Annotated in this window: 11 protein-coding genes, 1 tRNA gene and 1 riboswitch; of the genes, 3 read left to right on the top strand and 9 right to left on the bottom strand. The window is 39.9% G+C overall.

What is annotated here, in order from left to right; all coding sequences use genetic code 11:
* Nucleotides 1-173 precede the first annotated feature (173 nt).
* The 8 genes from OK025_RS18060 to OK025_RS18025 all read right to left on the bottom strand — a co-directional run bounded on the left by OK025_RS18060 (nt 174) and on the right by OK025_RS18025 (nt 9,482).
* Nucleotides 174-1,625: a bifunctional 2-methylcitrate dehydratase/aconitate hydratase gene (locus OK025_RS18060; RefSeq protein ID WP_317665891.1), complete on the bottom strand. Its 1,452-nt coding sequence runs from the start codon at nt 1,623-1,625 to the stop codon at nt 174-176.
* A 123-nt stretch (nt 1,626-1,748) separates the two neighbouring features.
* On the bottom strand, nt 1,749-2,900 hold the full coding sequence (gene prpC / locus OK025_RS18055; protein WP_317665889.1) for a 2-methylcitrate synthase: 1,152 nt from the start codon (nt 2,898-2,900) through the stop codon (nt 1,749-1,751).
* A 10-nt stretch (nt 2,901-2,910) separates the two neighbouring features.
* The gene (prpB, locus tag OK025_RS18050; protein ID WP_317665887.1) at nt 2,911-3,786 is read right to left on the bottom strand and encodes a methylisocitrate lyase; all 876 of its coding nucleotides are present in this window, start codon (nt 3,784-3,786) and stop codon (nt 2,911-2,913) included.
* Nucleotides 3,787-4,085: 299 nt separating this feature from the next.
* Nucleotides 4,086-4,709 carry a peptide chain release factor H gene (gene prfH / locus OK025_RS18045; RefSeq protein WP_317665885.1) on the bottom strand — a complete coding sequence of 208 codons (624 nt, stop codon included), beginning with the start codon at nt 4,707-4,709 and terminating at the stop codon, nt 4,086-4,088.
* Between the two features lie 4 nt (nt 4,710-4,713).
* The gene (locus OK025_RS18040; RefSeq protein WP_317665883.1) at nt 4,714-6,105 is read right to left on the bottom strand and encodes an RtcB family protein; all 1,392 of its coding nucleotides are present in this window, start codon (nt 6,103-6,105) and stop codon (nt 4,714-4,716) included.
* Nucleotides 6,106-6,628: 523 nt separating this feature from the next.
* A complete protein-coding gene (locus OK025_RS18035) occupies nt 6,629-7,942 on the bottom strand; it encodes a PDZ domain-containing protein (protein WP_317665882.1) in 1,314 nt (437 codons plus the stop codon).
* Nucleotides 7,943-8,550: 608 nt separating this feature from the next.
* Nucleotides 8,551-8,630 (bottom strand) — tRNA-Leu (locus OK025_RS18030).
* Between the two features lie 114 nt (nt 8,631-8,744).
* Nucleotides 8,745-9,482, bottom strand: a complete 738-nt coding sequence (locus OK025_RS18025; protein WP_317665881.1) for an SIMPL domain-containing protein — start codon at nt 9,480-9,482, stop codon at nt 8,745-8,747.
* Nucleotides 9,483-9,576: 94 nt separating this feature from the next.
* On the opposite strand from OK025_RS18025, the gene OK025_RS18020 reads away from it, so the two are divergent.
* On the top strand, nt 9,577-12,396 hold the full coding sequence (locus OK025_RS18020) for a prolyl oligopeptidase family serine peptidase (RefSeq protein WP_317665880.1): 2,820 nt from the start codon (nt 9,577-9,579) through the stop codon (nt 12,394-12,396).
* A 175-nt stretch (nt 12,397-12,571) separates the two neighbouring features.
* Entirely contained in the window at nt 12,572-14,761 is a 2,190-nt protein-coding gene (locus OK025_RS18015; RefSeq protein ID WP_317665878.1) for a glutamine synthetase III, read from the top strand.
* A gap of 106 nt (nt 14,762-14,867) precedes the next feature.
* On the opposite strand, the gene OK025_RS18010 is transcribed toward OK025_RS18015, so the two are convergent.
* On the bottom strand, nt 14,868-17,318 hold the full coding sequence (locus tag OK025_RS18010; RefSeq protein WP_317665877.1) for a TonB-dependent receptor: 2,451 nt from the start codon (nt 17,316-17,318) through the stop codon (nt 14,868-14,870).
* A gap of 342 nt (nt 17,319-17,660) precedes the next feature.
* On the opposite strand from OK025_RS18010, the gene OK025_RS18005 reads away from it, so the two are divergent.
* Nucleotides 17,661-19,688 (top strand): FUSC family protein, encoded by a 2,028-nt coding sequence (locus OK025_RS18005; RefSeq protein WP_317665876.1) that lies wholly within the window; start codon nt 17,661-17,663, stop codon nt 19,686-19,688.
* Nucleotides 19,689-19,868: 180 nt separating this feature from the next.
* Nucleotides 19,869-19,981: riboswitch (SAM riboswitch) on the top strand.
* Nucleotides 19,982-20,074 lie beyond the last annotated feature (93 nt).

Here is a 20,074-nt window from a genome sequence, read left to right as displayed (position 1 = left end):
TCTTTCGACTAAAGAAGCGTGCATGAGCTGTTTAAGTGCATTAAAGTATCAGGTAATCATAAAAACAAAAGGTTGCAACCTCAAAAAGAATATTTGGTGTAGTTAACGCTGTAATAGAAACGAAAGCAGGGGTGACAAACAAATAGTTTGATCACCCCGTCCTCTCCATATCATTAGCGCACAAACAAATCCATCAGCTGTGAAACATCCTGTTCGATAAAAGTATCGTAGTCCAAAGTAGCTGTAAGTATTTCCTTTTGCTGTTTTTCGGAAAATACCCGAGCAAGATTCGTTTTGTATTTTTCGATTAATTTAGGGATTCCCTCCGCCCTACGTCTAGGATGGCCTATCGGGTATTCAACGACCAATTCAGGCAATATTGTGCCGTCAATCAGTTCAATTGTTAAAGCATTTGATATGGCACGTTTCTGTGGGTCGTGATAGTCAGCAGTGAATTGAGCATCTTCCACGCAGGAGATCTTATCGCGCAGTGCATCAATTCTTGGATCCGAAGCGATATGGTTTTCATAGTCATCAGCCGTCAAACGGCCGAAGATCAACGGAACAGCCACCATGTATTGGATACAATGATCACGGTCTGCAGGGTTATGTAAAGGTCCCTTTTTATCAATAATCCGGATAGCAGCTTCATGTGTACGAATGGTTACACGGGCGATATCTGAACTGCTTTTTCCAAATTCTTTCAGTTGTTGATGAAGTTGCATAGCCGCTTCCGCTGCTGTCTGTGCATGGAATTCTGCGGGAAATGAAATTTTGAAAAGAATATTTTCCATCACATAAGATCCATATCCCCGCTGAAACTTAAATGGATTTCCCTTAAAAGACACATCATAAAATCCCCAAACTGGTGCTGTCAAAACAGATGGATAGCCCATTTCTCCAGTTTTTGCGATCAAGGCCAATCGGACAGCACGCGAAGTTGCATCGCCGGCTGCCCAAGATTTTCGGCTACCGGTATTTGGTGCATGCCGGTAAGTGCGTAAAGCTTGCCCATCGACAAAAGCCAAAGAAACCGCGTTGAGCAGCTCTTCTCTTGTGAGGCCAATGAGCCTACCCACGACCGCTGTTGAAGCTACCTTCACCAAAATAACATGGTCTAGCCCCACTTTATTAAACGAGTTTTCAAGTGCTAAAACACCTTGTATCTCATGAGCCATAATCATCGCCTCGAGTACCGTCCTAGCCTTCAGCGGTTTTTGACCATTCGCAATATTCGTTCGGCTCAACCAGTCTGCCACAGCTAAAATTCCCCCCAGATTATCGGATGGATGGCCCCATTCTGCTGCCAGCCAGGTATCATTAAAATCCAACCATCGAACAATCGTGCCGATATTGAATGCTGCCTGAACGGGATCCAATTGAAAATCTGTACCCGGCACCCGAGCACCGTTCGGCACAATGGTCCCAGCCACAACTGGCCCCAACAATTTAGTACAGGCAGGATAGGTTAATGCTTCCAAGCCGCAGCCTATTGTGTCAAGAAAGCAGTAAAACGCCGTATTCCAAGCGACCTTTTCCTCAATTTTATAATTTAGGACATAGTCCACAATGTCCACTAAAACCTGATCCGGTTGTGGTCTTTCATTTGATATTGCTGAACTCATTCGTGTATTTCGTATAAGACTCTCGTTCTATTTATTAATATAATTCGTTTTTTCCTGCGCTAAATTCTTCCTTAAAGCCCCCTGTTCAAAAAGCACCTTTTAACGCCTTTTCCCGATCCAAATTTACCGTTCGGAAATTGGTACAAAAGGTCTGTCCTCAGGACCAATATAATTTGCACTTGGCCGGATAATTTTTCCATCCTGGCGCTGCTCGAAAACATGCGCTGACCAGCCAGTAATACGTGAGAGTACAAATAACGGCGTAAACATCTCCGTTGGAATGCCCATAATATGATAGGACACTGCAGAATACCAGTCCAGGTTCGGAAACATTTTCTTTTCTTCCCACATGACTTTTTCTAACCGCTCAGCGATCAGGTAGAGCGTCATGTCGCCCGCTTCTTCCGACAGCTCTTTTGCCACTTGTTTTATCACTTGATTTCTTGGATCCGAGATTGTGTATACAGGATGGCCAAAACCAATAATGACTTCTTTGTTTGCCAATCGCTTCCGGATATCCGCTTCCGCCTCATCAGCATTTGCATAACGACTCTGAATTTCGAAAGCGACCTCATTGGCTCCGCCATGCTTAGGCCCCCGTAGCGCACCTATTGCCCCTGCTATACAGGAATACATATCTGATCCTGTACCGGCAATTACCCGAGCGGTGAATGTAGATGCATTAAACTCATGTTCGGCATATAAATTGAGTGAAATCTGCATCGCTCTTACCCAAGAAGACGATGGCGATTTTCCGTGTAGCAGATGCAAAAAATGACCGCCCAACGTTGCATCTGCTGTCTCTACCTGCACCTCACGTCCATGCTGACTAAAATGATACCAGTATAACAGTGCTGAGGCCATCGAAGCCATCAGGCGAGTTGCAATGTCACGGGCACCAGCAACGGGATGACTGTCTTTCTCGGGCGAAACACTGCCGAAAAAAGAAACATAAGTCCGTAAAACATCCATGGCATGTGCCGTCGATGGCAATTGCTTGAGGACCTGTTGAACAGTAATAGGCAGACCACGTTGACTGATCAGCTGACTTTGATAATTGACGAGCTGGGCCTGTGTTGGTAGACTTCCATAAATAAGTAAATAAGCGACCTCTTCAAAACTTGCCTGATTTGCCAGATCCAAAATATCATAGCCCCTATAATGCAGATCATTACCACTTTTTCCGACAGTGCTCAAAGCCGTATTACCAGCTGCTACGCCAGAGAGTGCTACACTTTTTTTGGGCTTAAAACCTGTGCTGTTTGTCTCTTCCATCTGAATATAATTATTTGTTAAACAATTGATCCAATCGATTTTCATAGGCATAATAATCGATACTTCTGTATAACTCTGCTCTCGTCTGCATGTCGTCGATCACATTAAGCTGCCCACCGTCTTCCCGAATGTGACGATAAACATTTGTAGCCGCTTTATTAGCTGCGCGGAAAGCAGATAGCGGATAAAGGACAATAGAAACATCGGCTTGACGTAGTTCATTTAGGCTAAACAACGGTGTTTGTCCAAATTCGGTGATATTCGCCAAAACAGGAAGGCCAGTTGCCGCACTAAATTGAACGTATTGCTCCAGATGATGTACCGCTTCAGCAAAAATAAAGTCCGCTCCAGCTTCTTTATAAGCCACCGCTCTTTCCAAAGCAAGTTCAAGGCCTTCAGAAGCAAGTGCATCTGTACGTGCACCAATGGCAAAATGCTCATCCGTTCGTGCATCCACCGCCGCCTTTAGGCGGTCAACCATTTCAGATCGAGAAACGAGCTCTTTCCCAGGCCGGTGACCACAACGTTTAGCCCCCACCTGATCCTCCATGTGAACTGCCGCCGCGCCCACTTTAATTAAAGACTTTATTGTACGTGCCACATTGAATGCCGAAGGACCGAAGCCAGTATCAATATCCACCAGCAAAGGAAGCTTACACACATTTGTAATGCGATCCACATCAATCAAAACATCCTGAAGTGTTATTATCCCAAGATCTGGAATTCCAAGTGAACCTGCTGCAACACCACCTCCGGAAAGATAAATAGCTTTAAAACCAGCCTGTTCAGCCAAAAGCGCATGATTAGCATTAATCGCTCCAACAATTTGTAATGGTTTTTCATTCTTGATCGCTTCCTTAAAAAGGAAGCCAGGGGATTTTATCATAATATCGAATTTGAAATTCCAAGCGTTATAGCCTTCTCTAGATACAGGCTACAGCATTACTTAAGTTTACTTAGTCTGAAGAACTCCTTTTTAGACCCTTCCTCTTAAAGATAGGAATTATCAACGCAATAAAGCAAATTATTTTCTACACTAAAGGTAAATCACAGAAGAAAATACGGCTAAAAAACAAAACCAGCATACCCCCTAATTCAAGGGGCCTTGAACTTATGGTTCAAAGCCCCTATCAAAACCCAATTGACTTCATGGATTGCCAATTGGGATCCAATGCTCAAGAAATATTATTTTTCGACAAAATTACGTCCAACAAAGACCCGTTTCGCCTGTCCTCGAGTCACCTCGATTTGGTTTTTCCATTTTTGTTCTTTGGCCGTATTTAACTCAACGCTTTCCAAATCCCGCAGACGTGCAGCCAAGCGCAGCATTGCGATCTCTTTATTCTGCAATTGTGATCTCGTATCCATCACCTGAACACTTATTCCTGTCGGAGCATGCGTCGCTCTAACGCCAGAACTTACTTTATTGACATGCTGTCCACCTGCACCGCTACTTCGCATCGTTTGGAAATATACATCCTTCACATCCAACGCCTTTTCCTTTTCACACAGATGATACGTTTTAACTTCGACAAACCAATTCTTCCGTTTGTGTAAAGGACGAAAAGGGCTTTTACACACCCAACAGACTGTACCAATCCAATGATCAATCAATTGATCTATATCTTTTCCTCTCAATCTGACGATTAACGAACAAGGAAGTCCATCAACTTCTTCTGTTTCTATTTCCGTAACTTCAACTCCTATTCTACTCCCTTCAAAAGAGATTCTATCGACTACTAACCTAACGGCCATATTACATTCCTTAGGACCTCGTCCTGAAGAAATTTGTAAATACCTTTCTTTCATAACCTTATTTGTCCATACGTACAATCTTCGGACTGAACGTTCCGAGAACAGTTACCAACTCCTGCTGTAATTTCATCACCCGATGAATATCTTTATACGCACGTGGTGATTCATCCAACGCGCCGCCGATCAATTCCACACCATGTGCTTCCAGATCTTTCAGCATAGCGCTTTTTGTCAAATTATTTTTGCAGGCAGATCTCGACATGACACGCCCAGCTCCATGGGATGCAGACTGTAAACTTAAGGGGTTTCCCGTTCCCTCAACAATGAACCCTGGTGCTGTCATCGAGCCGGGAATCACCCCCAGCACGCCCTTGCCTGCAGGTGTTGCTCCCTTCCGATGAACAATGCATTCCTCACCATTCACGAATTCCTTCCATGCGAAATTATGATGGTTTTCGATCGTTACCACAGGATTACCGCCAAGTGCTTTAGCCAGACGTCGGTGGATGTCCGCATGACAGGCCTGGGCATACTCTCCAGCCAAATTCATTGCCATCCAGTATTCTTGTCCTTCTTGGCTTGCTAAATCCAACCAGGCCAAATGTTGGACATGACGTGGTAATGGACATTGTTGCGCCGCAAGGCTTGTGTAATGCTTAGCGATATTCGCCCCCAAACCTCGAGAGCCGCTATGGGATAAAATCCCCAAGTACTGTCCTGGATTTATCCCCCATTCCTCCCGCACCGTTTGAAGCTCAACAATGCCCAATTCGACAAAGTGATTCCCACTACCAGAAGTCCCAAATTGCCTGTAAGCTTTACCCAACAGGGATTTTAATAGTGGGATTTCCTGAAATTCAGTTTTACTGAAAATAACATGGTCATGCTTATCACGATGTGTGTCATTTAAACCAAATTTGGTATTTTTCTTCAATAAATTTTTCAGTTGGAACTCCCTCCCTTTGAAATAACTGCCTGGTAAGTCGAATATCGACAGGCTCATCCGACAACCAATATCTACGCCTACACCATAGGGTATAACGGCATTTTCTGTGGCCAGTACCCCGCCTATGGGAAGTCCATAACCTGTATGTGCATCCGGCATAAGTGCACCTTGTCTTGAAATAGGCAATCTCAGTGCATCATACAACTGTCTTTTTGCCTGCTCATCAATTTCATTTTCACCAAATATGCTAAATGGAGCACAATGTGATTGAAGCTCCCGCATACGTATCTCTATGGGTTGCATTAAGCCTTCGGAGACTTTACCCCATATATTATGCCCCATAAATCGCTCTGGAGCTTCTAACAACTCGGTAAGTTCAAGAAGGATGGTTTCTTTCTTTTCTTTTTTTCGATATCTTGTGATCAGTCCTAAAGCTGTATTAACTATATTATTTTGTGGAAAACCTATTTTTACGAGATCTTTCCCAGATAATTTACTTCCCATTTTTATAAAAAATATTAATTATTAACCATCAATTTCCTCTTGGAAATCGGCAGCCTTTTTGAAAAAATTTCGGGAATGTTCTTTTGGGATTACGATTCTATTAAGCATTTTTTCTTAATGCACAGTCAATTACTCCTAAAGAGTCGAACGCACCTGTTTTTCAGAAACGCTGCAGCCCTGAAGAGATTTGATTGTCTAAATAGAAACGAAAATCCGGAAAATTAAAAAGCCCGAATGAACTTCGGCTTTTTCATCTGTATAAATTGGTGTTTTCAAAAGAAGTAAAGCGACCTGATTATTCACTCCAGCGGATTGAACAAACACGATGCGCTCCTATTTTGAAGAGTATCTTAAATAGGACGAAAAGCACGAAGATTGCTTTCGGCAAATCCATTTGCCTTAAAAGCTTGCTGTGTTATTATTCTAGCGACCAACATATCTTCTCGTGTTTAAATTATTAAAATAGTATTATCAAGCGCAAATATAAGTAAGTTCAGTTTAAAATAGAAAAATGTGCTAAAATTTAATCCGAGTTAAATGGCAGTGGATCTTTTAACACAAATTTAAAGTCAAGTATATTTCCATCCCTTGTCACACGAAAGCGCATATCCTTGCCCTCTTCTGATTTAAAAAGATTATGAATCGATTCCAGGGAAAATGAAGATGCAGATCGACCGTTGATCTTCACAACTTTATCTCCCGGCAGTAGTCCTGCGATTGCTGCAGGTGAACCATCACGAACAGTCGCAACTTTGTACATATTTCGAAGTACAAAGCGATACTGCACGCTATTACCCATTCTTACCTCGGTACCGCCATCCTTTTGCAGAACGACAGGTATTTCTTCTTTTTCGTATTTAATACCATCATGGATAATTTCCAGTCCACTCATATTCAGATAATAAAAGCGATCAAAATCTTTATTCTTATGAAGATATATCGACTTGTTGGGATAATCGAATACGACCTTGAATCGGCGTAACAACTCGTTTCCAATGGAACCTATTCTTTCGCTCACAAATGTTGCATGCTGTAACGAGCTCAATTCGGGATAGGCTACCAAGGGGTAGTTCATTGCAAACGGCCCAAGTTCGAGCGATCGGATTCGATTTCTTTTTCCATAAATCTCACCGTTAAACCCCTGCCCTATGTAGTCATCAATAAATGGAGGCTTAATATCAAAATTGTTTAGCTTTGAAGGAATAAGCATTAAGGCATCGCTATTTCCCATATCGATCAATACACGACCATCAATAGAAACATCACCCTGTTTAAAAGCAACAGAAACATAAGGCCGGCTATTCAGAATGTCGAGTGGCAAACGCTGCATCTTCTCGAGGCCCTTAGGTAAGTTACCCTTAGGATATAAGGTGATGCGATGTTTTTGAAAATCCATTTCTATCATTTGGTTTTCAAAAAAACGACTTCCCATAATTCCATTAACTTCCACTCCTATCCTTGTAGAAATATCAATATGCGCATTTTGAAGAATATAGATCGGTTGGTCTAAATCTTCATATACCCCAGCAATATTCACCTGATTATGTATGGATAGATAACCATCTAGGCCCTCGTCCCTACCCAATCCCTGGAATTTATTAACAAAAACAGCACTATCAATTGACTTTAATGTTTCCCCAAATATCATGGTTTCTTTAACCCCCGTATCCAACAGGAAGTTCATCATATATCCATTCACCTGCACAGGTACGATGACCAGATTATGTACGAAAAGAAAAGGAATTTTAACATTCTTTTTTCCGTTTAAGACAAACCCCACTTGCCCCCTAGTAATGAAAAAACACAACAGTGCCAGCGATAAAAAAACTGTTTTCATCCAAGTTTATATTTGGTATTTCCAATTTAAACAAGAAAATTCAGATTAAAGAAAGTTTATAAAAAAAAGCCCATCTTATTGCCAATTCGACAGTAGTTAATTTATCTTTCTTATCTACAAGTCTGGTTCAAGATTACACCTTCGTTACCGTTTCTGTGCTATTTTATTGCTGTTTTATTGCTGTTTTATCGTTAAAATACCAAAGAATAAACAAAGAAACACCAAAGAAACATCAAAGAAACGGCAAACGAATACCGAGGAAGGTCTAATGAAAGTAGCTACAATAAGCGAAGAAACACCAAAGAACAAGCAATAGCTGCAGCAACTTAGAATCAAATAGTGACCAAGTTAGATCTTAAGACAATGCTTATTCAGTGCTCGTTCAGTGCTTGTTCAGTGATCATTCAGTACAAACTGAATAATCACTGAACAAGCACTGTCTAAAAATTGATCGAAAATTGTTACTACGTATAAGTTGATGTTAGGATGTATCTGTTTTAGTACCTACCTTGATCAGTTATAATCCGGAACTTGTGGCAATCTTCAGGTAAGATGCAACATAGACGCACAAAAAAAGCCTCTTTACTGTAAGTAAAGAGGCTTTTTAGTACCCGGAGCCGGAGTCGAACCGGCACGGTTTCCCACTGGTGTTTGAGACCAGCGCGTCTACCAATTCCGCCATCCGGGCATATCCGTTTGGGATGATGCAAAAGTAGGTTTTTTATTGAAAAGGAGAAAACTTTTTGAACAAATTTTCAAGGAAAACCAATATAGAACTGAAATTCAGTCGAATAATTTTTCATTAGTTACTCAAAAAACTTGCTTTAACCGTGATATTAGCTGTTTTTTTTCTCGAGCTTGTATTAAATGCACCGCCAGAAGAGTACTCTTCGTTGTCGTTTTGTCCTGTTATCTGAAAAATTCCGAGATCGGCCTTTACCAGATTACCTAATCCGGCATTCGATTCCTTTGCAATATTGTCTGCACGTTGATGTGCATTTTTTGAAGCCTGTGAAATAAGTTCCAATTTCAGATCCTCTAGCTTAGAGTAATAATAATTGGGGGTGCTGGAGCTAAGTTCTATCCCTTTGGAAATTAATGTCGATATTTCTCGTGAGGCATTGTCTACTTTATTTAAGTCTTTTGATTCGACACTTACGGCCTGCGATAAGGTATAACCGGAAAAAGTATTATAACCATTCCCCTTTCCATCTGTATGATATTCGAAATCTTTGGCAATATTAACGGCCTCGAAACGGATCTCGTCGGCTTTAACCCCCTGTTGCACTAAAAAATCCCGCACCAAATCACGATCCGTAGCCAATTGTGCTGAAGCGGCACTCAATTCATAATTCTTTCGGCTAAAAGTAGCACTCCATTTGACTAGATCAGATTCGAAATCTTTTTTGGCATTACCATTAACAGTGATTGTCTGCGTCGATTTAAACTTATAGCGATAAGCTGTACCCAATATCCAGGTACAAAGCAAGAGCACAGCGCCCATTACAATCGAAATAATAACAGCGGATGATGATTTCATAACCAGTTTTTTATGTTTACGTAACAATGAATATACCAAAAAATCGATGTTTATTTATTTTTTATGAATAAATTGCGACAAAAAGGTTTAAAATATGAATAAGAAAAGTATCTGTATTCCATTTTGTTTTCTGGCAGCATTCGCTGCCCATGCACAAAAGAAACCATTGGATCATACGGTATATGATAGTTGGCAAAGCGTATCATCGCCCTATATCAGTAAATCGGGAAAATTTGTCCTGTTTCAGGTCGTCCCACAAGAAGGCGATAATCAGCTTTTTCTCAAAACCAAAGAAAACAAAGAACTCATTCAAATTCCCCGCGGATATAATGGAAAACTGACAGATACCGAAAACCATCTGCTAAGTTTGGTGAAAGCGCCATTTGCCGTAACCCGCGAAGCCAAAATCAAAAAGAAGAAAGCGGAAGAACTCCCAAAAGATTCATTGGCGATCTACAATTTAACGACTTCATCCCTTGTCAAATTTGCACAGGTAAAGTCCTACAAAATCGCAGACCAAAACAACAATTTCGTTTCTTTTCTTTTTGACAAGGAAATAAATGAAAAATCTGATTCAAAAACCGCCACTGATGCCCCAACAGCAAAGAAAAGTAGCGATAAAAAGAAAAAAACAGTTGCAACATTGGCTCTATATGATTTAAATTCCGGCGATTCGGTACAATTTTCATCCGTAGACCAATACGAATGGAATAAAAACGGATCAAAAATTGTTTTTTCAAAAAAAACAGATTCTAAAGATAGCCTGTCAAAAGATTCCGGAGTCTACCTCTACGAAATAGCAACTAAAAAGCTCAAAAAAATATCAAATGGGAAAGGCAATTATAAAAATTTCAAATTTGATGAATCAGGCAATCAGCTCGCTTACCTAGGGGATCTCTCCAATGAAAAGGCATTGCTGAAAAATTATAATTTGTATTACTATACAAATGGTATAGATACAGCCCAATACCTCGCAACAAAAACCAGCAATGGTATACCTAAAAACTGGGCCGTTAGTGGGGATGGTGATATCCGTTTCAGCAAAAATGGAGAGAAGTTATTTTTCGGCATAGCACCAATACCGCGTGTCAAAGACACCACTTTGGTTGATTTTGAACATGCTAAAGTAGACGTTTGGAACTGGCAAGACGATTATTTACAACCCATGCAGTTGGTCAATTTAAAGAAAGACCTTGCAAGAAACTTCTTAGCGGTTACTTACCCCAAATACAACCGCAACATTATACCCCTGACGGACCAAACATTTAACTCCACCGCACTTACACCGGACGGAAATGAAGAGTACATCTTAGCGCGCACTGATTTTGGCAAGCGCATCGCAAGTCAATGGGAAGGCAGTACAAGAGACGACATCTATCTGGTTTCGACAAAAACAGGAAATAAAGAGTTAATCCTTTCAAACTTTTCGGGAAATGCAATCTTAAGTCCTGACGCAAAATACATCGTATATTTCGACCAAGATAAAGGAAGCTGGAATTCCTATCAGGTTAGTTCAAAGAAAAAGACAGTGCTAAATGACGGCATACCGGCGTCCTTTGCCGATGAGGAAAATGATATGCCTACTTCCGCGCAAGGATACGGAATGGCCGCATGGAGTCCAGACTTTAAAGGCATTTATGTCAATTCGAGGTATGATATCTGGTATTTTAATTTGGACGGTTCCAGCAAATCCATCTTGACCAACGGCTATGGAGCTGCATCACAAACAACTTTTCGCTACTTGCCTTTAAAAAGAGAAGAAGATCGCGAACAAGCCACAACACTTGACTATAAAAAGGGTGGTTTTCTAACTTCTTTTGACAATAAAACCAAAGAATCTGGTTTCTACCAGTTCAAGGGACAGCATAACGATCCAAAAAGTCTTTTGGTAGCGGCAAAAACGTTCAAGAATATCAGCTCATCAGCAGATCAACAGACGATACTGTACAGTAAAGAGGATTATATAAATTCGCCGAATATCTACACCAATACCATCAAGTTCAAAGACGAATTACAGTTATCCAATATTAATCAGCAACAGGCTAATTACAATTGGGGTACAGCGGAGCTTGTTCACTGGACAACCCCTGAAGGAAATCAGGCAGAGGGAATTCTTTATAAACCAGAAAATTTTGATCCTGCAAAAAAATATCCGATTATAGCTTACTTCTATGAAAAGCTTTCCGATGGATTATATACGTATCAACCTCCTGCCCCTACACCATCACGTTTGAACATCCCCTATTTTGTAAGCAACGAATACCTTGTATTTGCACCAAATATAAGCTACAAAACAGGGCACCCGGGTAAATCAGCTGAAGAATATATCAATTCCGGAATGAGATACCTCGCTCAGAATGCCTGGGTTGATAGCACGAAGATGGGGATACAGGGGCAAAGTTGGGGCGGCTATCAAGTTGCTCACCTCATTACGCGGACCAATATGTATGCTGCAGCGTGGACTGGCGCTCCTGTTGTCAACATGACCTCTGCCTATGGCGGAATACGCTGGCAGACCGGTATGTCGCGCCAATTCCAATACGAACATACACAAAGCCGCATCGGAAAAACCCTATGGGAAGCTCCGGAACTGTATATCGAAAATTCACCTTTATTCCATTTAGATAAAGTTAAAACTCCTGTTGTCATTATGGCCAATGACAATGACGGGGCTGTGCCATGGTATCAAGGTATTGAAATGTTTACTGCATTGCGCCGACTGAACAAACCCGTATGGATGCTAAATTATAACGGGGATGAACATAACCTCATGCTGCGACAAAACCGCAAGGATATACAAATTCGCGAGCAGCAGTTCTTCGATCATTTCCTAAAAGGTGCCCCCGCTCCTGCCTGGATGAAGAAAGGAGTACCTGCCACCGAAAAAGGAATAGACTGGGGATTCGAATTATAACACAAAACAATAAAAAAGGTGTGATTTATACAAATCACACCTTTTTTATTGGCCAAAAACCATAATTTTTGAATTATTTCACAAAAAACATCAAAAAAAATTTCAGTTTTCAATAAAAACACAATATTTTTGAAAAACAAAATCAACAAAACTGTAATTTAACTACAAAATACAAATGTCGAACCTAAGATTCAAAGCAGTAGAAGCAGCAGGCTCACGCCAAATTGCTTCATTTGAAAAAGTTGAAACTAAAAAAGCAACTGACATCTACGGAAAGAATGTTTTTTCCGTAAACAAAATGAAAGACTACCTTCCTAAAAATTCATACAAGGAGTTAGTTGCATCCATTGAAGAGGGACAGATTATTTCAAGAGATTTGGCTGAACACATTTCACAGGCCATGAAAACTTGGGCACTTAACCACGGCGTTTCTCATTACACACACTGGTTTCAACCGCTGACAGGTTCGACTGCTGAAAAACATGATGCTTTTTTTGAGCCAGACGAAAACGGTGAAGCCATTGAAAAGTTTACAGCTGACGCACTGGTTCAACAAGAGCCCGATGCATCTTCTTTCCCAAATGGTGGTATCCGTAATACGTTCGAAGCTAGAGGTTATACAGCCTGGGATCCATCTTCCCCTGCATTCATTTACGAAACAGGCGCTGGTAAAACTTTATGTATCCCAACGGTTTTTGTTTCCTATACGGGTGAATCATTAGACTATAAAGCTCCTTTATTGAAAGCGATCAACGCTGTAGATAAAGCTGCTACAGATGTCGCTCAATATTTTGATAAATCGGTCACTAAAGTAAACGCTTCTCTTGGTATTGAACAGGAATATTTCTTGGTTGACCTTTCCTTATATAATGCTCGTCCAGATCTTCAGTTAACTGGCCGTACCTTATTTGGCCACATGTCGGCAAAAGGCCAACAATTGGAAGACCACTATTTTGGTGCAATTCCAGAGCGCGTATTAGCTTACATGGTGGATTTGGAAAATGAAGCGTTAAAATTAGGTATTCCTTTAAAGACTCGTCACAACGAAGTTGCACCTTCTCAATTTGAATGTGCTCCAATGTACGAAGAAATCAACCTGGCTATCGATCACAACCAATTGTTGATGAATCTCATGGAACAAGTTGCTTTAAGACACAACTTCAAAGTATTGTTGCATGAAAAACCATACTCCGGTGTCAACGGATCTGGTAAACACAACAACTGGTCTTTAATCACAAATACCGGTGTAAATTTATTATCTCCTGGAAAAACGCCTAAAAACAATTTGATGTTCTTGACTTTCTTTGTCAATACCATTAAAGCTGTTTATGAATATGCTGATTTAATGCGCGCTTCTATTGCTAGTGCAAGTAACGATCACCGTCTAGGTGCAAATGAGGCTCCGCCAGCAATTATTTCAATTTTCTTAGGCTCTCAATTGGATGAGCTTTTAGAAGAAGTTGAATCTGCTCGTGTTGCTAAAAAAGTAAAAGCAGAGGCAAACTTATGGCATGGTATTCCTAAAGTTCCTGAATTAAAATTGGACAATACAGACCGGAACCGTACTTCGCCATTTGCTTTTACAGGTAACAAGTTTGAGTTCCGCGCTGTTGGTTCTTCTGCAAACTCGGCTCTACCGATGACCGTGTTGAATGCAATCGTTGCAGCGCAATTGATCGAGTTCAAAACAGAAGTAGACAAACAAATCAAAAAAGGCACCAAAAAAGATCTTGCGATCTTAAATGTTGTCCGCAAATACATCAAAGATTCAAAAGCTATCCGCTTTGAAGGCAATGGATATAGCGAAGAATGGGAAAAAGAAGCTGAAGCACGTGGTCTTTCTAACATCAAATCTACACCTAAAGCATTAGATGTTTATGTAAAAGAAGAATCTTTAGCTTTATTTGAATCATTAGGTATTTATACCAAACGTGAATCAGAAGCTCGCCACGAAATCTTGCTTGAAAACTTCTATAAAAAATTACAGATTGAGGCGCGCGTCATTGAAGAAATGGTTAACAACCAAATTGCTCCTGCATGTTTCATTTATCAAAACGAATTGATTGAAAACGTCAAAGGATTAAAAGACCTTGGTCTAGCACAGGCAGCATTCAGCTCTCAATTGAACTTTGTAGAACGTATTTCGACACACGTAAATACCATCTTGGAGCAAGCTGAAGCAATGCGTCAAGAACGTAAAAAAGCAAATCAAATTGATGACGTACGCGAAAAATCAATCGCTTACGATGAATCGGTTAAACCATATTTCGATGTGATCCGTTATCATGTCAACAAATTGGAGAAAATTGTTGATGACAAAAAATGGCCTCTTCCAAAATTGAGAGAGATCTTATTTTTAAGTTAAGATAACTTCCCTAAAACACAAAGAGCCTGCGATATCGCAGGCTCTTTGTGTTTTAGGGAAACGTTCGCTATCTCTCGCTCCTTATCTCCCCTCACAACAGTAGCTCCTATTTTTTTAACCGATTATCTTCCTCATTATTACCAGCCTTCTTATTGACTGACTTAATATTCATATTACCAAAACGATAAGAAACTGACAATCGGATAACCCGACTATCATATCCATTGCGGATACGATAGTATCCATTTTCCTGATAACTCGACAATCTGCGCTGACCTCTTGTATTCAACACATCATTTACAGCCAACTTCACATTCAATTTTTTGTCAAGAAATGTTTTTCCAGCACCAAGATCGATACCATAGTAAGACTGAAAACTAAATACCCCATAAACTGCCGGCGAAAAATAATTAGCTGTCAGCTCCAGGTTTGTTGTTTCCCCAATTCGAATATCATGATTGGAACTTACCTGGAACGATAACTTTTCCAATTGGCGTTGCGCTCCGGACTGCTCATCAAAACTAAACTTATTATAAAAAGCGCTGGCATTGTTAGAAATACTCCACCATTTAAAAAGCTTAACTGGTATATTGACATTCATGTTGTAATAATCAAAATAAGCCAGGTTTCGGTCTGTCTGTGCAATAGCTTTGGTCTCCGAATTGCTTTCTATGATCTGAGTGATGGCATCGTTGGTCCTCTTGTAGCCCAAACTCAATAAATAGCGTTCTTTAAAAGTATAATTTACTTCATACGAATTAGTATATTGTGGATTTAAATAAGGGTTGCCATACTGATACGTGTATTGATCCAAATAATACACAAAGGGATTCAATGACCCATAATCAGGGCGGTCAATACGTCTGCTATAACTCGCACCAAGCTTGTGATTATCATTAATCTGTTGCTGTACAAATATGGATGGAAAAAAATCGGTATAGGTCCGTTTTGTTTGTTGCCCTAGCGTCACCGAATTTCCCATGGAGCTCGTATTTTCAACACGCAGTCCAGTTTGTACGGAAAACTTTCCGAACGATTTATTTAGGCTGAAATAAGCTGCAGCTATATTTTCATTATACAAAAACTGATTACTTTGACCATTATTTTGCACAAACTCGCCTTGCTGATCCTGATCTTCATACAACAAATTATTATCTGTTTTTACGCGGCTATATTTTAAGCCCGCCTCAAGTTTCGTCGTTTTATTAAAAGGATGCACAAAATCAGTTTTAAAAACTAATATGTTTGTCTTAGAAAGCATATCATTTCGGAAAATATTCGGTGATTTAAATTCCTCCCAATTTGCGTCCAGAAAACGGTTTCCAACGGTGCTATTGTCATTATTTTTCGAATATGAATAATCCCCGTTAACGGTCAATTCAGTCCCTAAAGTATCAAATGTCTTTTTGTAGTTAAGATTATAAGTGAGGTAATGGTATTTAAAATCTGACAAATTGCTTCCTAATACAATCGAATCAAGCTTACCTTTTTGAGAGGCGATCAGATTACTTCCCTCGCGTGTTGAATGGCCATTGCTTACATTACCATTAACCACAAATCCAATGATCTCCTGTTTTCCCAGGTTAAAATCTGCCGCAAATTTGAAATTATGGCCTCGATAGCGGAATTTCGAATAAGAATCCGAATTGAAAAAAGTCGTTCCATTTTTGGTATCTACAGCCCTATCGATATCTAAATCATTAAAGCCTAAGGTATTTGCGTAGTTATAGGAAGAGAATAAGTTCACCCAATTGTTGCGATGGTTTATTAGAAAACCACCATCCGCCTTTGTATATTTACCCTGCCCTAAATTGAGGTTTAAACTAACATTACTTCCAAATTGCGTATTCTTCTTTGTCTTAATATTAATAATCCCTGCATTCCCAGCCGCATCGTATTTTGCGGGTGGATTGGTGAGCACTTCGATCGACGCTATTGCATTGGAAGCCGTATTTTCCAATAATCGCGATACTTCATCCGCAGAAAGATAGGTCGGCTTACCATCAATCATGATAATCACATTACTTTTTCCACGCAAATTGATCTTTTTGTTGTCTAAAGTTACCCCTGGAACCTTTTGCAAGAGTTCCAATGCATTATTCCCTGTCGCCAAAATACTGTTTTCCACATTGAGGACAACTTTATCGAGATGACTCTCAATCAATGGTTTCTTTCCGACCACCTGTGCCTCACTCAGCACTTTAGTCTCCATCTGTAAACGAATCGTATCCAGCACCTTGAGATCGCCCGCACTCAGCGCCATTTCCCCTGAACGATAAATAGCGTAACCCACCGTGGACACCTGTAGGCTGTACTTCCCTTCGGGTATCGCAGACAACATAATTTCTCCATTTTCGTTGGATAATGTTCCTTTTAACAAGATATCATTGGGCTTACGAAACAGTGAAATATTTGCAGCCGCAATAGGCTGGTTGTTTTCTCCAACAACGACTGTACGTAATTTCCCTCCGTCAGATTGTGCAGAGACAGTCCTACCCATAGAAAACAGGAATAAAACAAGTGAAAATAAGAGCAAATTAATTTTTTGTGGTTTCATAATGTAATTTCTTTAGGCTATCGATTAGATAGTCAACTTCATAATAATGACAACAAACCTCGTGTATTCATTACACCTACACCAGTGGAAATAGATCGATCGTCCAATTTACTCGGTAGACAACCCAATAACATCGGTAAACCATATCCCTCACTGATCGATGTTAAAGCCGGTAAATTATCCCAGCTAATCTTGAATCTCCAAAAAGCACAGCGCAAGAGAAGCACATCGAATCAAAATAAAAATTCAAAAAATAAACAAAAATCAAAACAAATAAATTGTATATAAAAAATATTAAGCATAATATTTGTATTTTTGCACAGAAAATTAGTAAACTGATTGATGAACACTGTATCCTTGAAGAAAAGACTCTACCGTATTTATATCCTAATGATACGATTTATGCAAGGCGAGCATTCTGGAGACGCTTTACGTAATGTTTTCATCAGTATCATCCCAAGTTTAGCTCTCTACTTATTGGGAGCGCAAGCGAGCACGGCAATTGGAATCGGTGTCGGATCGTTGTTAACAACACTCACAGATCCTCCTGGAAACAGAAAAGATAAACTTTCTTCGGCTCTTGTCTGCATCCCCACCTTCTTTGTTGCCTCATTGTTTACAGCGATTGTATTTCCATATCATTGGCCCTTGGTGATATTGCTAGCGGCGGCGGGTTTTATCTGTACGTTATACGGTATTTTTGGAGCTCGTTATGCTGCAATTGGAAACATGACATTGATTCTCATGAGTTTTGTGATCGGAATGGCCCCACAACAGCCCTTTGCTGTTAGTTTACAGATTACAACAGGATCCATTATATATTACTTTTTTAGCCTTTTACAGGCCTATATACAACCTTATCGCTCGCTAAAACATGCGATGGCCAATGGTTTTCATGGATTGTCCCAATTTCTATTGATACGATCTCAGTCTTACGATCCCGATATTCCTTTGAATATAACGTACAGTCGCGTAGGCAAAATTCATGGCCAGATCAGCGAACAACAGGAACAAATCAGGTCCCTTCTTTTTCGAGAAAAAAAAATCATAAGTCAACAGTGGCATAAAAGCAATTATTGGCTCAGTCAAGTTTATGGGTTAATTGACCTCCATGAGTTAATTATTGCACTCGATCACGACTATGATGCGATTCGCAAAAACCTTGCAGATACGGGCAGCCTCCCTTTAATTCGTCAAACAATCAAATTATTAGCTTTAGAAATTGATAGCTTTTCACAACCTAACAAGAGGTTTCGGTATGCACATCAATTATATCATAATAACTTTAAAATTAATGCCCTCTTACAGGATTTAAAAGAAATTCAAGAAGAGCAGGCCGGTCAAGCAAAAAGTATATTATGTTCGATCATAAGCAACATCGAAGCAATTATTGATGTACTCAACCGAATTCAGGTGGCTTTTTATCAAAATCAGGAAATCCAGGATAAGATTGACTGTAGTGAGTACCAACAATTTATCAATCGACCTTTGCGCAATCTCGCTGATCTAAAAAGTAAACTCCATCTGAATAACCCGCTTTTTCGCTTTGCCGTTCGGATGGCTCTTCTTTTTGGAACAGGTGCATTGATTGGTATTCTATTTTTGGATTTTAAATATACCTATTGGATCTTACTAACGATCGCTATTGTTGCCAGACCAGCATTTTCAATGACAAAAAAGCGTAATATAGAGCGTATTGTAGGCACATTCTCGGGTATAATAGTTGGCATATTCTGCTTAATTGCTATTCATTTTCTCCCGGCTCTTCTTACCATAGCTGCATTAGGTCTTTTCGGATTCTTTTTATTCAATCGATCTAATTACATGGTCAGTGTCATCTTTATTACCTTGGGAATTGTGATTGCGCTCAATTTGTTTGAAGGCAATATCAATCTCATTTTAGGCAGCCGAATGCTTTTTACACTTATTGGAGCATTCTTGGCTATAGCAGGTTATTTCTTGATACCTGTACGCCAGAGCACTGGCATGGTTCAGCTGGCAAAAGAGGTATCTCTTTACAACGAACATTATTTCCAGATCATCAATAACCGTCTGTCGGACGAAAGACAAAGTTCCTTTGATATACGACTGGCTCGCAAAAAAGCACAGACTGCCATGGCCCTGTTTTCAGACGCTATCAATCAAATGAAAAAAGAACCCGAACACAAATGGATGGATTGGTCACATATCCACCATTTTCAGGCACTCTCTTATCAGGTCAACTCCCATTTGGTGGGTCTTTCGCTATCGTTAAACAAAAAGACGAATCACCACCTGACGTATGATATCCATAGTAGAATTGATGCACTTAAACCTCTTTTAACAGATTTAAATCAAATTGCAGAACGGATCAACTTAAAGAAATCATAATACCCGATTGGCAGTTACTTATCTAGTTTCATGGGACAATATGTGATCCAATCGGTATGTTATTCAAAATTCCTTTAACTAAAAAATAGCTTTTCTTTTGCTTTAATAAAAAAAGAATTTATATTTGTATCGTCTTCGAAAGAAGATTCTAATCAACACCTCCCTTAATCAGTAGGTCTTGATTTATAAAGAAGTGGCGAGAGACTGGCTCAATGACCCACTGGCAACCTTCAATTTGTTTGAAAAGGTGCCAATTCCTGTCCAAAACAATATCGTTTTGGAGCATATAAATAACATAAGACAATGATTATTAAACTACTGAAGTCCATTAAAAATTCAGGTTCAACACAAGTGAGCCGCACGATAAGCGAAAGTGTAAGCCATCA

The organism is Sphingobacterium sp. UGAL515B_05, from assembly GCF_033097525.1.
GTDB lineage: Bacteria > Bacteroidota > Bacteroidia > Sphingobacteriales > Sphingobacteriaceae > Sphingobacterium.
This window is presented reverse-complemented; position numbering and strand designations above follow the sequence as displayed.